Annotated in this window: 12 protein-coding genes and 1 CRISPR repeat array (1 of these 13 cut by a window edge); of the genes, 6 read left to right on the top strand and 6 right to left on the bottom strand. The window is 40.7% G+C overall.

Annotation, left to right across the window (positions count from 1 at the left end; translation table 11 throughout):
- Window positions 1-32: 32 nt before the first annotated feature.
- From HMPREF1115_RS07085 to HMPREF1115_RS07055, 6 genes are all read right to left on the bottom strand, one after another.
- Window positions 33-467, bottom strand: coding sequence for a cytidine deaminase family protein (locus tag HMPREF1115_RS07085; RefSeq protein ID WP_000382003.1), 435 nt, complete (start codon window positions 465-467; stop codon window positions 33-35).
- A gap of 12 nt (window positions 468-479) precedes the next feature.
- Window positions 480-1,940, bottom strand: a complete 1,461-nt coding sequence (gene gltX, locus HMPREF1115_RS07080; RefSeq protein ID WP_000031044.1) for a glutamate--tRNA ligase — start codon at window positions 1,938-1,940, stop codon at window positions 480-482.
- Between the two features lie 127 nt (window positions 1,941-2,067).
- Window positions 2,068-3,417, bottom strand: a complete 1,350-nt coding sequence (locus HMPREF1115_RS07075; RefSeq protein ID WP_000018243.1) for a glucose-6-phosphate isomerase — start codon at window positions 3,415-3,417, stop codon at window positions 2,068-2,070.
- Between the two features lie 168 nt (window positions 3,418-3,585).
- The gene (locus tag HMPREF1115_RS07065; protein ID WP_000124755.1) at window positions 3,586-4,275 is read right to left on the bottom strand and encodes a gamma-glutamyl-gamma-aminobutyrate hydrolase family protein; all 690 of its coding nucleotides are present in this window, start codon (window positions 4,273-4,275) and stop codon (window positions 3,586-3,588) included.
- Between the two features lie 138 nt (window positions 4,276-4,413).
- Window positions 4,414-6,180 (bottom strand): ABC transporter ATP-binding protein, encoded by a 1,767-nt coding sequence (locus HMPREF1115_RS07060; protein WP_000859988.1) that lies wholly within the window; start codon window positions 6,178-6,180, stop codon window positions 4,414-4,416.
- A gap of 1 nt (window position 6,181) precedes the next feature.
- The gene (locus tag HMPREF1115_RS07055) at window positions 6,182-7,888 is read right to left on the bottom strand and encodes an ABC transporter ATP-binding protein (RefSeq protein ID WP_000905735.1); all 1,707 of its coding nucleotides are present in this window, start codon (window positions 7,886-7,888) and stop codon (window positions 6,182-6,184) included.
- A 206-nt stretch (window positions 7,889-8,094) separates the two neighbouring features.
- Here HMPREF1115_RS07055 and HMPREF1115_RS07050 point away from each other — a divergent pair, with 206 nt between their 5' ends.
- The 6 genes from HMPREF1115_RS07050 (at window position 8,095) to csn2 (ending at window position 16,659) form a co-directional block, all read left to right on the top strand.
- Complete coding sequence (locus HMPREF1115_RS07050; RefSeq protein ID WP_000745028.1) at window positions 8,095-9,111, top strand: NAD(P)H-dependent glycerol-3-phosphate dehydrogenase; 1,017 nt, start codon at window positions 8,095-8,097, stop codon at window positions 9,109-9,111.
- Window positions 9,112-9,132: 21 nt separating this feature from the next.
- The gene (gene galU / locus HMPREF1115_RS07045; protein WP_000811024.1) at window positions 9,133-10,032 is read left to right on the top strand and encodes a UTP--glucose-1-phosphate uridylyltransferase GalU; all 900 of its coding nucleotides are present in this window, start codon (window positions 9,133-9,135) and stop codon (window positions 10,030-10,032) included.
- Window positions 10,033-10,684: 652 nt separating this feature from the next.
- Window positions 10,685-14,800 (top strand): type II CRISPR RNA-guided endonuclease Cas9, encoded by a 4,116-nt coding sequence (cas9, locus tag HMPREF1115_RS07040; protein ID WP_000428613.1) that lies wholly within the window; start codon window positions 10,685-10,687, stop codon window positions 14,798-14,800.
- Window positions 14,797-15,666 (top strand): type II CRISPR-associated endonuclease Cas1, encoded by an 870-nt coding sequence (gene cas1, locus HMPREF1115_RS07035; protein WP_025170997.1) that lies wholly within the window; start codon window positions 14,797-14,799, stop codon window positions 15,664-15,666. The genes cas9 and cas1 overlap by 4 nt, the downstream gene beginning before the upstream one ends.
- A complete protein-coding gene (cas2, locus tag HMPREF1115_RS07030; RefSeq protein WP_002882303.1) occupies window positions 15,663-16,007 on the top strand; it encodes a CRISPR-associated endonuclease Cas2 in 345 nt (114 codons plus the stop codon). Before cas1 ends, cas2 begins: the two co-directional genes overlap by 4 nt.
- Window positions 15,997-16,659 (top strand): type II-A CRISPR-associated protein Csn2, encoded by a 663-nt coding sequence (gene csn2 / locus HMPREF1115_RS07025; protein ID WP_000700136.1) that lies wholly within the window; start codon window positions 15,997-15,999, stop codon window positions 16,657-16,659. Before cas2 ends, csn2 begins: the two co-directional genes overlap by 11 nt.
- Before the next feature lie 90 nt (window positions 16,660-16,749).
- Window positions 16,750-18,131: direct repeats of the CRISPR family, unit length 36 nt; unit sequence GTTTTAGAGCTGTGTTGTTTCGAATGGTTCCAAAAC (it continues 700 nt past the right edge of the window).

The raw sequence follows: 18,131 nt of genomic DNA, 5'->3' as shown, positions 1-18,131 counted from the left end.
TTATGGAAAAGAGCCAGTTAAACTGACTCCCTCTATTTATCTTGCCAATTAGTCGCGCGTTCCTCTCCCCACCAGTAAGGGATCAATTCGGCAACCTTAATTGTTTTTCTTGTTTCGTAGTCCATCATGAACTCTGCTTCTTTATTTTCAGCATTCAATTCTAAGAGAAATTCTCTGCAGGCGCCACAGGGCATACCTGATCCTTCGCCGTAGGGAGGTTTATCTCGAAAGGCGAGGATTTTCTTAACTTTAGTTTGTCCTGAAAATTGATACATATTGAAGAGAGCTGCTCGTTCCGCACAAAGATGAAAAACGCCACAAGTACCCTCCATACAAAATCCTGTGAAGATTTGATCATCTTCTGCTTCTACCGCAGCAACAACATGGTTAGCATAAACAAAGTCAGAAACTTCATGGGGATTAAATAAGGTTCGTGCTTCTTCATACATCTTTTCCCAAGTATCCATTGGAAGTCCTTTTTACTTAGAAATCTCTTTGAGCATGTTATCGATATGCTGGATAGATTTCTCACGACCTAATAGGTAAATCGTATCTGGTAATTCTGGTCCATGCATTTCACCTGATACAGCAATACGAATCGGCATGAAGAGATTTTTTCCTTTAATACCTGTTTCTTTTTGAACTGCTTTGATTTGTGGGAAGATGTTTTCTGTCACAAACTCCTCATCCGTCATCGCTTCTAGTTTCGCTTTGAAAGCTTCTAAAACAACTGGAACAGTTTCTCCTGCCATGACCTCGCGCTCTGCATCTGTCAACTCTGGGAAATCTGCAAAGAAAAGATCTGTCAATGGAACGATTTCATCCACTGACTTCATTTGTGGTTTGTAGAGTTCCACCATTTTTTCAGACTTGTCAGTCAAACGCCCTGCTTCTTCTAGGAATGGTTTTGCCATTTCAAAGATAGTAGCAAGTTCTGCTCTCTTGATGTAATCGTTGCTCATCCAGTCTAGTTTCTTCTGATCAAAGGCAGCTGGTGACTTGCTGAGACGATTTTCATCAAAGAATTTAATGAGTTCTTCACGAGAGAAGATTTCGTCTTCCCCTCCAGGATTCCAACCAAGAAGGGCGATAAAGTTAAAGACTGCTTCTGGCAAATAGCCTTTTTTACGGTAGTCTTCGATAAACTGAAGGGTGTTGGTGTCACGTTTAGACAATTTTTTACCCGTTTCAGAGTTGATAATCAAAGTCATGTGACCGAACTCTGGAGCTTCCCAACCAAGAGCCTCATAAACCATAAGCTGTTTTGGGGTGTTGGCAATGTGGTCATCTCCACGGATAACATGAGAAATTTGCATATCGTGGTCATCAATAACAACAGCAAAGTTGTAAGTTGGGTATCCGTCTTTCTTTTGAATCACCCAGTCACCGCCAATATTGCTACCTTCAAACTCGATATCACCCTTGACCATGTCATGCCATTTGTAGATACCTGACTCATTAACAGCCAAACGAACTGTCGGGATGATACCAGCTGCTTCACGTTCAGCCACATAAGTAGCTTTTTCTTCTTCGCTCATGCCAAGATATTCATTGATGTAACGTGGTGTTTCGCCAGCTGTTTCTTGGCGTTCGCGCTCAGCCGCCAATTCTTCTTCTGTAACGTATGATTTGTAGGCTTTTCCGTCGGCTAACAATTGGTCGATGTATTTTTGATAGAGTTCCAAACGCTCTGATTGGCGGTAGTTTTCATGAGTTTCTGGACTTTCATCCCAGTCAATCCCCAACCAACGAAGGTTTTCAAGCTGTGAACGTTCTCCATCCTCAACATGGCGTTTACGGTCAGTATCTTCGATACGAATGATAAAAGTTCCACCATGATGGCGTGCGTAAAGATAGTTAAACAATGCTGTACGGGCATTTCCGATGTGTAGTAGTCCTGTTGGACTTGGTGCGTAGCGTACGCGGATATCTTTTGACATAGTTTCTCCTATAAAGTCTCTAGGCGTCTGCCTTTTTGCTTTCTATATTATATCACAAGTCTCGCCTGAGTCCAATGTCTACGAATAAAGAGAGTAAAAAGAGTGGACAAGCCACTCTTTTCTTCTATTATAGACGTGCGTTAAGTTCTTTGCTCAATTCTTCAAATCCTGGTTTTCCAAGAAGGGCAAACATGTTGCGTTTGTAGGCTTCAACACCTGGTTGGTCAAATGGGTTGATAGCATTCAAGTAACCTGAAAGGGCAATTGCCAATTCGAAGAAGTAGATAGTGTAACCAAGAGTGAAAGCATCTTGCTCTGGAAGAGTCACGTACATGTTTGGCACATCACCGTCAGTGTGGGCAAGAAGAACACCGTCAGTCGCTTTTTTGTTTACAAAGTCAACATCTTTTCCTTGAAGGTAACCAAGCCCGTCAAGGTCTTCTTCCAAGCTAGGGATAATCACATTCTTGCGTGGTTTGTCAACACGGACAACTGTTTCAAACATGATGCGGGTTCCTTCTTGGATAAATTGACCAAGTGAGTGCAAGTCTGTCGAGAAGTTAGCTGAAGTTGGGTAGATCCCTTTTTGGTCTTTTCCTTCTGACTCACCAGCCAATTGTTTCCACCATTCTGAGAAGTATTGAAGTGATGGCTCATAGTTTACCAAGATTTCAGTGGCATAGCCTTTGCGGTAAAGGATGTTACGAACGGCTGCATATTGGTATGCTTCGTTTTCAGCAATCTTATCTGAAGTGTAGTCTTTACGAGCTGCATTCGCACCTTCCATAAGAGCTTTGATGTCCGCACCTGATGCAGCGATTGGAAGCAATCCAACTGCGGTCAAGACTGAGAAGCGTCCACCGATGTCATCTGGAACCACAAATGTTTCCCAACCGTTAGCATCTGCTTCAACCTTAACAGCACCTTTTTGGCGGTCAGTTGTGGCATAGATACGTTTGTTGGCTTCTTCTTGACCGTATTTCTTAACCAAGAGTTCTTTGAAGACACGGAAAGCGATCGCTGGTTCAGTTGTTGTACCTGATTTAGAAATCACGTTTACTGAGAAATCTTTGTCTGCTACATACTCTACCAAGTCAGCAAGGTAAGTAGATGAAATTGAGTTTCCAGCGTAAAGGATTTGTGGCGCTTTGCGTTCTTCTTTTGTTTGCAAGTTAGCAAAGTGGTGGTTCAAGAAGTCAATAGCTGCTTTGGCACCAAGGTAAGATCCACCGATACCGATTACAACCAAGACATCGCTATCTGACTTGATTTGCTCAGCAGCTTTCAAGATGCGGTCGAATTCTTCGCGGTCGTAATTTTCAGGAAGGTCCAACCAACCCAAAAAGTCGCTACCAGCACCAGTTCCTTTACGGATCAATTCGTCTGCAGCTGTTACTTGTGCTTGCATGTATTCCACTTCATGTGGGGCAACAAATTTGTCTAAAACTTTTGAATAATCAAATTTAATATGTGACATGATAATCCTCCAATATTTCTTCTTTTCTATCATAACGCTTACCTTCGATTTTTTCAAGCTTTTTTATTGAATTTACCCAATTTTTATCAGAATTCAAACGTTTGCGTAAAAACGCTAAAATACAAAAAATCTGAAAGGACGAATAAAAACGGCTAGAGACTCTAACCGTTACAATTCATTTAATAAATACTCAAATAGTTCTAAATTGCCGTCTTCTTCATTGACCAAAAACTCTGGATGCCACTGCAAACCAATGATACGATGCTCGTCAATAGACTCAATCGCTTCCACCGTCTGGTCGCGAGGATCTACAGCTGTCACACGGAAATTAGGTGCTAGGTCTTTGATACTTTGTCGATGGACTGAGTTGACTTGGCTTTCTTTGCCGAACAACTTAGCCACCACGCTTCCTTCTACTGTCTCAATAGAATGAGATGTTCCAAAAGGCAAGCCTTGCCAGTGACCCTCAATTTCTTGGTGGAGAGTGCCACCAAAAGCAACATTGACAAGCTGAACACCACGGCAGATTGCTAAAATGGGCTTATCCTGGCGAAGAGCTTCTTTCAAGAGTGCCAGCTCAAACTCATCACGCACTAGGTTGTAATCATCGCTCTCGATGGTTTTTTTCTCCCCATAAAACTGAGGATGAACATTTTGCCCACCTGTCAAGATGAGTTTGTCGATCATTTCCACATAATCGCGAACAATGGACTCATCCCCTACAGGAATCACTAAAGGAAGACCACCGACTTGACGAATGCTCTCTGCAAATTTACAGGATACAGATGAGTGGATGTTTTTCCCTTCTGCATCTACAGGACATAGGTTTGCAGCAACTCCTACAACCGTTCTAGCCATGATGTGTCTCCTTTCGATTTTCTTGCGACAGTCTTATCTTATCACTCCAACCCTTTCCTGTCTAATATGTTTTTTTAAAGACCGTGATAAGTATTTTTTATGGGCAAAAAAAGCTGCCCAATGGGGACAACTTCTTTTTTATTCAAAGACAAATTGATTGTGATAGAGTTCTGAGTAGAAACCGCCGAGTTTGAGCAACTCGTGATGATTTCCACGTTCAATGACCTCTCCATCTTTGAGGACAATAATCTGATCGGCATTGAGGATGGTCTTGAGACGATGGGCAATGACAAAACTGGTTCGACCTGCTACTACTGCCTCCATGGCATGTTGAATCTTACTTTCTGTTACGGTATCGACATTGGAAGTCGCCTCATCTAAGATTAGGACTTGAGGATCTGTCATCAAGGTCCGAGCGATGGAAATCAATTGTTTCTGCCCAGTCGAGAAGATATTTTGCTCATCATCAATAAGGGTATCATACTTGTCAGGCAAACTTTCGATATAGTCATGAATATGAGTTGCCTTGGCAGCTGCTTCGACCATTTTCTGACTGGCATCTGGCACACCAAAGCGGATATTGTCTCGGATTGTTCCACTAAATAAGACCGAATCCTGCAAGACAATACCGACCTTGCTCCGCAGGCTATCCAAGTCAAAGTTACGAATGTCTTTCCCATCAAAGGAAATGCTACCTGAATCCACATCGTAGAAACGATTGATGAGGTTCATGATGGTCGTTTTCCCTGAACCAGTCGGGCCGACAACTGCTACCATCTGTCCTCTAGGAGCTGAAATGCTGACATCTTTCAAGATCGGCTTGTCTGGCACATAAGAGAAATCAATGTGATTGATTTCAACACCTTCTCGCAATTCCTTAAAGGCAGACGCATTTTGCGGACGGATCTCTTCTTCTGCATCGAACATTTCTTGGATACGATCCGCTCCGGTAAAGGCCAACTGGAGGCTCCCCCAACTCGCAGCCACCTGGATAATCGGCTGGTAGTACTGCTGAGAAAATTGGGTAAACATGACAATCAAACCTAGGGCTGTCGTTGTTTCAACACTCGGATCGTTCAGCAAGACCGCAGAACCTGCAAAAATGACGATGGCCGTATTAACCAAGCTCATTCCATTCATGACTGGAAAGAGGATACCTGAAAACATTCTCCCTTTAAAAGTTGCCTTACGCACGCGCTCATTTTGCTCCACGAATCCTGCTACGATGTCGTCTTGAATTCCTTGTACGATAACAGCTTTCTGTCCAGAAATACTCTCATCCATGTAGGCGTTGAGTTTCCCAACCTCTTTTTGTTGGAGATTGGTGTACTTGCGGGCCATTTTCACGATGAAAACCAACATGAGAAAGGCCACTGGAGTGCTGGCTACTGTTATCAGGGCTAGCGTCACATTTTTTGAAAACATGACAAAAATCAAACCGATGTAAAGAGCAATATTGCTCATAACCTGAACTAGACTTTCATTGAAGGCTTGAAGGATGTTATCCAAGTCACTCGTGAAGCGAGAAAGGATGTCGCCATCCTGATGGCGATCAAAGAAAGAAACCGTCAAACGAGAAAGTTTGCCAAAGAGGCCCTTACGCATCTCATTTGTCGACTCAGCAATCACACGAGTCATAAAGGTCATGTAAATCAAACTGGATACTACTAGGGCGAGGACAACCAGAGCTAGATTCAGCATCAGAGCCGATAAACTCTGCCAGGCTAGTTCGGAAGTTCCATTTTGATAAGCCAGAACCAGATTAGCGAGCTCCGTAACTGCTTGGCCTGAAAAAACAGGGAAGAGGGCTTGGGCAATCGTCGCAACTGCAACCATCAGAATCACAATGACAAAGGAGAACTTGTAAACTTTAAAATAATTCCAGAAAAATCGAACGGTTTTCATTTTATTCCTCCTTTCCCTTTTGTGTTTCGTAGATTTCGCGGTAGACGGCATTGCTAGCTACCAAGTCTGCATGCCTTCCTTCTCCAATCAAGCGTCCTTGATCCAATACCAAAATCTTGTCTGCATGGACGACTGAACTGATTTTTTGAGCGATGATAATGGTTGTCGTCCCTTTCAGGTCTTTGTTCAAAGCTTCCTGCACGAGTCTCTCTGACTTGGCATCCAAGGCCGAAGTCGAATCATCAAAAATTAGGATACGGGGATTGCTGACAATCCCACGGGCAATGGACATCCGTTGCTTTTGTCCACCAGAAAAGTTGGTGCCACGTTCTTCGACCTGACTCTCAAATTTGTTTTCCATGCGTCCGATAAATTCGCTGGCTTGAGCAATCCGAGCTGCACGTTCCATTTCTGACACGCTGGCATTTCCTTTTCCTTGACGAAGATTATCTGCAATGGTTCCGCTAAAGAGAATAGCACGTTGCAAGACAATGGAAACTGTTTTACGCAAGGTTCCCTCGCTGACATCTCGAATATCCTTGCCACCAATCTTAATAGATCCCTCTTGTGGATCAAACAGTCGTGGAATTAACTGAGCCAAGGTAGACTTCCCTGCTCCAGTCGCTCCAACCACACCGACCATCTGACCAGGCACAATATCAAAGCTTACATTCTTCAGCATAGGCTCATCATCATTAGGATAGGTGAAGGTTACATTTTCAAAAGAGAGACTTCCTTCTAACTCTTCATCTGGGAGATCTTTAAAGGTCATCGCTGGCTCGGTATCTAGAATTTCGCGGATACGACGCAAGGAAATCATGGCACGGCTGACAGAATTTCCTAAAAATCCAACCATGATAATGGTAAAGATAATCTGGCTGAGATAGTTGATAAAGGAAGCAATAGAGCCCACAACAGATGGATCTGACTGAGCCATGCCTGCCACCAACCAGATAGAGAGGAAGACTGCCCCATAGCCGACTAGCATCATAACAGGTTCTATAACTGAGAAGGCATAACCTATATAAAGATTTTGGCCCAGAAGTTCATCTGAAACTTCGGTAAACTTGGCAAACTGTGCTTTTTCTTGTACAAAGGATTTGACCACGCGCACACCACGTAGATTTTCCTTAGCGATAGCATTGATCCGTTCAAGAAGGGTTTGAAACTTAGCAAATCGTGGCCCCATCATCCCCATCATGATGGCTGTTAGTGCAAAGATTAAGAGCACCATGAGGACAATCACCCACCAAAGCGATGGAAGAGTGTGGACCGCCAAGACAAAGGAACCGATAAAGAGAAGAGGGAGACGGAAAAGAATTTGAAAAGCCATCATCACCACGTTCTGAATTTGGTTGATATCATTAGTCATTCGGACGACAAGATTGCCCGCATTAAACTGCTCGATATTGGCATAAGAAAAAGTCTGGATCTTACGAAAAGCGTCTTCCCGAAGGTCCGAAGACACTCCTTGAGCAATGTAGGCTGCAAGCGTTACATTGACCCCACCTGCAACCAGACCGACTAGGGCTACCCCTATCAACCAAGCACCAATACTATAAATAGCCTCATTTTGCCCGGCCAACAAAGCCTCTAACACCTCTTGCAAATAGCGTGGTTGCAAGAGCGAACTCGCAACCATCAAGCCTGTCATCATTAAGGATGCCAAGGCTTGCCATTTATAGGTTTTTATTTTTTTAATGAGCATATTTCCTCCTAATAAAATAGATAAAGGGAGCGACATCTTGCGTCAGCTCCTTCTCATTCGTTCATATTGATGCTATTCTAGCAAAAAAGAGGCATCTTGTCAAAGAAGTCTCCTTATTATAAATTAGTGCGCTTTCATCTACAGGTGATGCATGAAAAGGCTTTTTATGGTAAAATGAAAGGAAGAACTCTTACAAGGAGGAAAAGATGAAGAAACAAACCATCGCTGTCTTGGGTCCTGGTTCTTGGGGAACTGCCCTTTCGCAGGTCCTAAACGACAATGGACACGAAGTTCGAATTTGGGGAAATATTTCTGACCAAATTGATGAAATCAATAACCAACATACAAACAAACGCTACTTCAAAGATATCCTACTCGACGAAAAGATCAAAGCCTATCATGACTTGGAAGAAACACTAAAGGATGTGGATGCTGTTTTATTTGTAGTCCCAACAAAAGTAACGAGACTGGTTGCCCAACAAGTAGCAAAGGTACTCGATCACAAGGTTGTCATCATGCATGCCTCCAAAGGATTGGAACCAGATAGCCACAAACGCCTATCGACTATTCTTGAAGAGGAAATTCCAGTCGATCTCCGTAGTGAAGTCGTCGTTGTTTCAGGACCTAGCCACGCTGAGGAAACGATTGTACGCGATATTACCTTGATTACCGCAGCCTCCAAAGACCTTGAAACTGCTCAGTACGTACAAAATCTCTTTAGCAATCACTACTTCCGCCTCTATACCAATACGGATGTTATCGGGGTTGAAACCGCTGGTGCTCTCAAAAACATCATCGCAGTTGGCGCTGGGGCATTACATGGTCTAGGATTTGGCGACAATGCCAAGGCAGCCATCATCGCCCGTGGCTTAGCAGAAATAACTCGTCTAGGGGTCGCTCTTGGTGCTAATCCTCTGACTTATAGCGGTCTTTCTGGAGTTGGAGATTTGATCGTAACTGGGACATCTGTCCACTCTCGTAACTGGAGGGCTGGTGATGCTCTCGGTCGTGGAGAATCCCTAGGAGACATCGAAGCAAACATGGGTATGGTCATCGAAGGCATTTCAACAACTCGAGCAGCTTACGAGCTGGCTCAGGAATTGGGTGTCTACATGCCAATCACACAGGCTATTTACCGAGTTATCTACGAAGGTGTCAATATCAAAGAAGCAATCACTGACATCATGAGCAATGAATTTAAAGCAGAAAACGAATGGTCATAGACCTTTATAGAAAGGAACATCATGAAACAAAAAGTCAGAAAAGCAGTCATCCCAGCCGCTGGATTGGGAACTCGCTTCCTCCCAGCAACTAAGGCCTTGGCCAAGGAAATGTTGCCAATCGTAGACAAGCCAACTATCCAGTTTATCGTTGAAGAAGCTCTCAAATCTGGTATCGAAGATATCTTGGTTGTTACAGGTAAGTCAAAACGTTCCATCGAGGACCACTTCGATTCAAACTTCGAATTGGAATACAACCTCAAAGAAAAAGGGAAAACAGATCTTTTGAAGCTAGTTGATGAAACAACTGGCATGCGTCTGCATTTTATCCGCCAAACACATCCACGTGGTCTCGGCGATGCTGTTTTGCAAGCCAAGGCTTTCGTTGGAAATGAACCTTTTGTCGTTATGCTTGGTGATGACTTGATGGATATCACAGACGAAAAGGCTGTTCCACTTACCAAACAACTCATGGATGACTACGAGCGTACCCACGCGTCTACTATCGCTGTCATGCCAGTCCCTCACGACGAAGTCTCTGCTTATGGGGTTATTGCTCCACAAGGCGAAGGAAAAGACGGTCTTTACAGCGTTGAAACCTTCGTTGAAAAACCTGCACCAGAGGATGCTCCTAGCGACCTTGCTATCATCGGACGCTACCTCCTCACTCCTGAAATTTTCCAAATCCTTGAGAACCAGACTCCAGGTGCAGGAAATGAAATTCAGCTGACAGATGCAATCGATACCCTCAATAAAACACAACGTGTATTTGCTCGTGAGTTCAAGGGGGCTCGTTACGATGTTGGAGACAAGTTTGGCTTTATGAAAACCTCCATCGACTACGCTCTCAAACATCCACAAGTCAAAGACGACTTGAAAGACTATCTCATCCAACTTGGGAAAGAGTTAGCTGGGGGGGAATAGAAGAACAGTTCATATAAAAGAAGAACTAGGATAGTTAATTATCCTAGTTCTTCTTATTTTGTATTGCTATCATCCCGAACATATATACTCTCAAAAGGAAATCGTATTTCTCGGTTAATCTACTAACAAGCTCCACCGAATTGATCTCGAATTCTATGAAAGCGCTACGATATTATTTGTTTTTTTCTAAAAACAGGAGTACAATGAGTTAGTATAATAAAATAAAAAGCACCGAATCGGTGCGCACTTTTTCAAGTTGTGTACGGACAAAGCCTTATTTTAACTTTGCTGTGTTGTTTCGAATAATTCCAACAGCCTTATTGTACTATACTTGTCAAAAATTATCAAGTGAAATGTAAATCATTTTACAGATACGACAAAAAGCTAGTTTATCCTCATTTGAAACAATACAGTTCTAAAACTAAAATATAACCTATAATCAATTTTAGCACATTTTTACCGATATTTCATCATTATTCTATTGAAATTTTTAGTTAGAATGATGCAATTAAATAAAGTTATATTTTAAGGAGATTGTTTTGAAAAAGTTCAAATTCACTAAAGATAATTTAGCTATTCTAACTGAGACTTAATCAAAGCTCTCATTTCTTAATTTTAAAATTATAACTTAATACAACGGAGGTTTTTATACATGGAAAACAAAAATTACTCTATCGGACTTGATATTGGTACTAACAGCGTCGGATGGAGCGTTATCACTGACGATTATAAAGTCCCATCGAAAAAGATGAAAGTTCTGGGTAATACCGATAAACGATTTATCAAGAAAAATCTCATCGGGGCTCTATTGTTTGATGAGGGAACTACTGCTGAGGCTAGACGCCTTAAACGAACTGCACGTCGTCGCTATACTCGCCGAAAAAATCGTCTTCGCTATCTTCAAGAAATCTTTGCTGAGGAAATGAGCAAGGTAGATAGCAGTTTCTTTCATCGATTGGATGACTCCTTTTTAATTCCTGAGGATAAAAGAGGGAGTAAATACCCTATTTTTGCTACCTTGGCAGAAGAAAAAGAATACCATAAGCAATTTCCAACTATCTATCATTTGAGAAAGCAATTAGCAGATTCAAAAGAAAAAACTGACTTGCGCTTGATTTATCTAGCATTAGCTCATATGATTAAATATCGCGGGCATTTTTTATACGAAGATACATTTGATATTAAAAACAATGATATCCAAAAAATCTTTAGCGAATTTATAAGCATTTACGATAATACCTTTGAAGGAAGTTCACTTAGTGGGCAAAACGCACAAGTAGAAGCAATTTTTACTGATAAAATTAGTAAATCTGCAAAGAGAGAGCGCGTTCTAAAACTCTTTCCTGACGAAAAGTCCACTGGTTTGTTTTCAGAATTTCTCAAGTTGATTGTAGGAAATCAAGCTGATTTTAAAAAACATTTTGACTTAGGAGAAAAAGCTCCGCTACAATTCTCTAAAGATACCTATGATGAGGATTTGGAAAACTTGCTCGGACAAATTGGAGATGACTTTGCTGATCTTTTCTTAGTTGCCAAAAAACTCTATGATGCTATTCTTCTATCAGGCATTTTGACTGTCACAGATCCTTCAACCAAGGCACCATTATCAGCATCTATGATTGAGCGCTATGAAAATCACCAAAAAGACTTGGCAGTTTTAAAACAATTCATCAAAAACAATCTTCCAGAAAAATATGATGAAGTTTTTTCTGACCAATCTAAAGATGGGTATGCTGGATATATCGATGGTAAGACCACACAAGAAGCATTTTACAAATATATCAAAAATCTTCTCTCTAAATTCGAAGGAACAGATTATTTCCTTGAGAAAATTGAACGTGAAGATTTCTTGAGAAAACAACGTACTTTTGATAATGGTTCTATTCCTCATCAAATTCATCTTCAAGAAATGAATGCCATTCTCCGTCGGCAAGGAGAACATTATCCATTTCTGAAGGACAATAAAGAAAAGATAGAGAAAATCTTAACCTTCCGTATTCCTTATTACGTTGGCCCATTGGCTCGTGGCAATCGTGATTTTGCGTGGCTTACTCGAAATTCCGATGAAGCAATAAGACCTTGGAACTTTGAAGAAATTGTTGATAAGGCAAGCTCTGCGGAAGACTTCATCAATAAGATGACTAACTATGACTTGTATCTCCCAGAGGAAAAAGTTTTGCCTAAGCACAGTCTCTTGTATGAAACATTTGCTGTCTATAATGAATTAACAAAAGTAAAATTTATTGCAGAAGGATTGAGAGACTATCAATTCCTTGATAGTGGGCAGAAGAAGCAAATTGTCACTCAATTATTCAAAGAGAAAAGAAAAGTAACTGAAAAAGACATCATCCAGTTTCTACACAATGTTGATGGCTACGATGGAATCGAACTAAAAGGAATTGAAAAACAATTTAACGCTAGTCTTTCTACTTATCATGATTTACTCAAAATTATCAAGGATAAAGAATTTATGGATGATTCTAAAAATGAAGAGATTCTTGAAAACATCGTCCATACGCTAACTATCTTTGAAGATCGTGAGATGATTAAGCAACGCCTTGCTCAATATGACTCTCTCTTTGATGAAAAAGTAATCAAGGCACTAATTCGCCGACATTATACTGGTTGGGGAAAACTCTCTGCTAAGCTGATTGACGGTATCTGTGATAAGCAAACTGGCAATACGATTCTTGATTATCTGATTGATGACGGTAAGAACAATCGTAACTTTATGCAGTTAATCAACGATGACGGGCTTTCCTTCAAAGAAATTACCCAAAAAGCACAAGTGGTTGGCAAGACAGATGATGTGAAACAAGTTGTCCAAGAACTCCCAGGCAGTCCCGCTATTAAAAAGGGAATTTTACAAAGTATCAAGATAGTTGATGAACTTGTCAAGGTGATGGGCCATACTCCTGAGTCCATTGTGATTGAAATGGCACGAGAAAATCAGACAACTGCCAGAGGGAAAAAGAATTCTCAACAAAGATATAAGCGCATTGAAGATGCACTAAAAAATTTAGCATCTGGGCTTGATTCAAATATATTAAAAGAACATCCAACAAATAATATTCAACTTCAAAATGATCGTCTCTTCCTCTACTATCTCCAAAATGGGAGGGATATGTATACTGGAAAACCTCTTGACATCAACCAACTGAGCAGCTATGACATTGACCACATCGTCCCACAGGCCTTTATCAAGGATGATTCTCTTGATAACCGTGTCTTGACTAGTTTAAAGGATAATCGCGGGAAATCCGATAATGTTCCAAGTATAGAAGTTGTTCAAAAAAGAAAAGCTTTTTGGCAACAATTGTTGGATTCCAAATTGATTTCAGAACGTAAATTTAATAATTTAACCAAGGCTGAACGTGGCGGGCTAGATGAGCGAGATAAAGTTGGCTTCATCAAACGCCAACTAGTTGAAACACGTCAAATCACAAAACACGTTGCACAGATTTTGGATGCTCGCTTCAATAAAGAAGTGAATGAGAAGGATAAGAAGAACCGCACCGTCAAAATCATCACTTTGAAATCCAACCTAGTTTCCAACTTCCGTAAAGAATTTAGGTTATACAAGGTTCGGGAAATCAATGACTACCACCATGCACATGATGCCTACTTAAATGCAGTAGTGGCTAAGGCTATCCTTAAAAAATATCCTAAACTAGAGCCTGAATTTGTCTATGGTGACTATCAAAAGTACGATCTTAAGCGCTACATCTCAAGATCTAGAAATCCTAAAGAAGTCGAAAAAGCAACTGAAAAGTATTTCTTCTACTCAAACTTGTTGAACTTCTTTAAAGAAGAGGTGCATTACGCAGACGGAACTATCGTAAAAAGAGAGAATATCGAATACTCCAAGGATACTGGAGAAATCGCTTGGAATAAGGAAAAAGATTTCGCAACCATCAAAAAAGTACTTTCCTATCCACAGGTGAATATTGTGAAGAAGCGAGAGGTGCAAACAGGTGGTTTCTCTAAAGAGTCCATTCTTCCTAAAGGAAATTCTGACAAGCTAATCCCTCGAAAAACAAAGGATATTCTTTGGGAAACTACTAAATATGGGGGATTTGATAGCCCTGTTATCGCCTATTCGATCTTGCTCATTGCCGATATCGAAAAAGGAAAAGCGAAAAAACTGAAGACTGTCAAAACTCTAGTTGGTATCACGATTATGGAAAAAGCCGCTTTTGAGGAGAATCCAATAACTTTCCTTGAAAATAAAGGCTATCATAATGTCCGTAAAGAAAACATCCTCTGCCTACCTAAGTATAGTTTATTTGAACTGGAAAATGGTCGCAGACGACTACTTGCAAGTGCAAAAGAACTTCAAAAAGGCAATGAAATAGTACTTCCAGTATACTTAACAACCTTGCTCTACCATTCTAAAAATGTCCATAAACTAGACGAACCAGAACATTTAGAATATATCCAGAAACACCGAAATGAATTTAAGGATTTGTTAAATCTTGTATCTGAGTTCTCTCAAAAATATGTCCTCGCAGATGCAAATCTAGAGAAAATCCAGAACTTATATGCAGACAATGAGCAAGCAGATATAGAAATTCTAGCAAATTCGTTTATCAATTTGTTGACCTTTACTGCTTTAGGTGCTCCTGCTGCCTTTAAATTTTTTGGAAAAGATATTGATCGGAAACGGTACACAACTGTATCTGAAATCCTCAACGCCACCCTCATCCACCAATCCATCACTGGTCTCTACGAGACTCGGATTGACTTGAGCAAACTAGGAGAAGACTGATGGGATGGAGAACCGTTGTTGTCAATACACACTCTAAACTCTCCTACAAGAACAACCACTTGATTTTTAAAGATGCCTCTCGGACAGAGTTGATTCACCTGTCCGAGGTGGACATCCTACTTTTAGAGACGACGGATATCGTTCTCTCCACTATGCTGATTAAACGTTTGGTGGATGAAAATATTCTAGTCATCTTTTGTGATGATAAACGCTTGCCAACGGCATACTTAATGCCCTACTACGGTCGGCACGATTCCAGCTTGCAACTCTCTCGACAAATTGCTTGGAATGAAGATGTAAAGGCGGAAATCTGGACAACCATCATTGCACAAAAAATTCTCAATCAGGCTTTTTATCTAGGGAGTTGTGGTTTTCTGGAAAAGAGCCAGTCAGTCATCGATCTCTATCATGGGTTGGATTTATTTGATCCTAGCAATCGTGAGGGTCATGCTGCTCGGATTTATTTTAACACCTTGTTTGGAAATGATTTTAGCCGTGAACAAGACAATGATGTCAATGCTGCCTTAGACTACGGCTACACCTTGATTTTGAGTATGTTTGCGCGTGAGATTGTCTTGTCTGGCTGTATGACCCAGTTTGGCTTGAAACATGCTAATCAGTTTAATCAATTCAACCTAGCCAGCGATATTATGGAGCCTTTCCGTCCGATTATTGACAGAATTGTCTATGAAAATCGAAGCAGTTCTTTTATCAAAATCAAACGAGAGCTTTTTACTATTTTCTCAAATACCTTTCACTACAATGGTAAAGATATGTACCTGTCCAATATCGTCAGCGACTATACTAAGAAAGTCATCCAAGCTCTCAATCAACCCGAGAAAGGAGTTCCTGAGTTTAGGATATGAGTTATCGATATATGCGTATGATTTTAATGTTTGATATGCCAGTTGATACCGTAGAGGAACGCAAGGCTTATCGGAAATTTCGGAAGTTCCTCATAGACGAGGGATTTATCATGCACCAATTCTCCATCTATAGCAAGCTCTTGCTCAACAACTCTGCTAATAACACCATGATTGAGCGACTCAAGACTCATAACCCTAAGAAAGGAAACATTACTCTCTTAACCGTTACAGAAAAGCAGTTTTCTCGCATGATTTACTTAAATGGCGAGCGAAATACCAGCGTAGCAAACTCCGACGCACGCTTGGTCTTTCTAGGAGAGGAGCCTCGAGATGAAGATTAATTTCCCGCTATTGGATGAACCATTAACTATTGAAAATGCAACTTTTTTAGTGTTGGAAGACCAGTTTACCTTTTCAACCATTGTCAAGCAGTTCTACCAATATACTGATGATGGGGAGTTGAAGTTGTTTGATAGAAATCTAAAAGCTCTGAAAGAAGCTGAGTTACTAGTGATAACGGATGTCTTAGGATACAATCTCAACTCACCTGCCATGCTCAAGCTCATACATGCTGATTTAGAAAATCAACTCAATGACAAGCCCGAAGTCAAGTCCATGATTGAAAAGTTGGTTGCTACGATTACAGAATTGCTGGCATTTGAGTGTTTGGAAAACGAGTTAGACCTAGAGTATGATGAAATTACCATTCTAGAGTTAATCGATGCACTTGGTGTCAAAGTCGAAACCCTGAGTGATACACCTTTTGAAAAGATGCTAGAAATTGTCCAGGTTTTTAAATATCTTTCTAAAAAGAAACTCCTTGTTTTCATCAATGCATCCGCCTATCTATCAAAGGATGAGTTAGTAAATTTGATAGAGTATATCCAACTCAATCAACTAAGTGTTTTATTTGTCGAACCTCGTAAAGTCTATGATTTTCCCCAGTATGTAATGGATCAAGACTATTTCTTGAACCCTGAAAATATGGTATAATAAGGATAACAATTGGAACCTGACGAGCTGAAGTCTGGCTGGGACGAATGGCGCGATTACGAAATTTCGTGAGAAAAATTTTTCTACGAGGTTTTAGAGCTGTGTTGTTTCGAATGGTTCCAAAACTCATTGATGGCGCAAGTGGTCAAAAGATCCGTTTTAGAGCTGTGTTGTTTCGAATGGTTCCAAAACAAGTTACTAGCATTAGATAGCAAGTAAGCAGTTTTAGAGCTGTGTTGTTTCGAATGGTTCCAAAACTGACGAACATGATGACCTTTGGATTCGTGTGTTTTAGAGCTGTGTTGTTTCGAATGGTTCCAAAACGTTGGAATATGACGCTGAAAAGGAAGGCCTGTTTTAGAGCTGTGTTGTTTCGAATGGTTCCAAAACGCCACAAGATGCTGATTGCTGGTCCGTCCAGTTTTAGAGCTGTGTTGTTTCGAATGGTTCCAAAACGTATGTTCCATACTTGATAACCGCTAGGAAGTTTTAGAGCTGTGTTGTTTCGAATGGTTCCAAAACCGCTTGAAGATAGTTCTTGCTCCTGCTGCTGTTTTAGAGCTGTGTTGTTTCGAATGGTTCCAAAACTATAATTACCAAAGACGAAGGGGAGACTTTGTTTTAGAGCTGTGTTGTTTCGAATGGTTCCAAAACATCCTTGTCTTGTGGTTTATCTGATGGTGTGTTTTAGAGCTGTGTTGTTTCGAATGGTTCCAAAACTTCAGATTGCTGAGGACGTAGTTGCTTGGTGTTTTAGAGCTGTGTTGTTTCGAATGGTTCCAAAACTGCTAAATAGCGAGAATGACACTGTCACTGGTTTTAGAGCTGTGTTGTTTCGAATGGTTCCAAAACTAAAGGCGTCTTAGTAGTCAGTGAGATTGTGTTTTAGAGCTGTGTTGTTTCGAATGGTTCCAAAACCCGTACACGCTGTAATAATCGTCGTTAGGAGTTTTAGAGCTGTGTTGTTTCGAATGGTTCCAAAACCCCTCACCAACAATTTGAGCGTTTCCTTCAGTTTTAGAGCTGTGTTGTTTCGAATGGTTCCAAAACAAGATCATCAAAAGGCTGTCAGAATTGACAGTTTTAGAGCTGTGTTGTTTCGAATGGTTCCAAAACAATTGGTTTACAAATGGACTAAATACCCTTGTTTTAGAGCTGTGTTGTTTCGAATGGTTCCAAAACTCTTGAACCTAAAATCATTCAGCGTGGCCAGTTTTAGAGCTGTGTTGTTTCGAATGGTTCCAAAACGCGTGACATCTTTGTCAGTCAAGATATTCTGTTTTAGAGCTGTGTTGTTTCGAATGGTTCCAAAACACAGTGTTTGTTGATGAATGTTAAGCTTATGTTTTAGAGCTGTGTTGTTTCGAATGGTTCCAAAACTTCAAACAGTTCATTCGATCGAAATCATTTGTTTTAGAGCTGTGTTGTTTCGAATGGTTCCAAAACAATTGGTTTACAAATGGACTAAATAC

It is taken from the genome of Streptococcus oralis SK610, from assembly GCF_000257455.1.
Classification (GTDB): domain Bacteria; phylum Bacillota; class Bacilli; order Lactobacillales; family Streptococcaceae; genus Streptococcus; species Streptococcus oralis_CB.
Note: the sequence above shows the minus strand (reverse complement) of the source record. Positions and strands in the feature narration are given on the sequence as shown.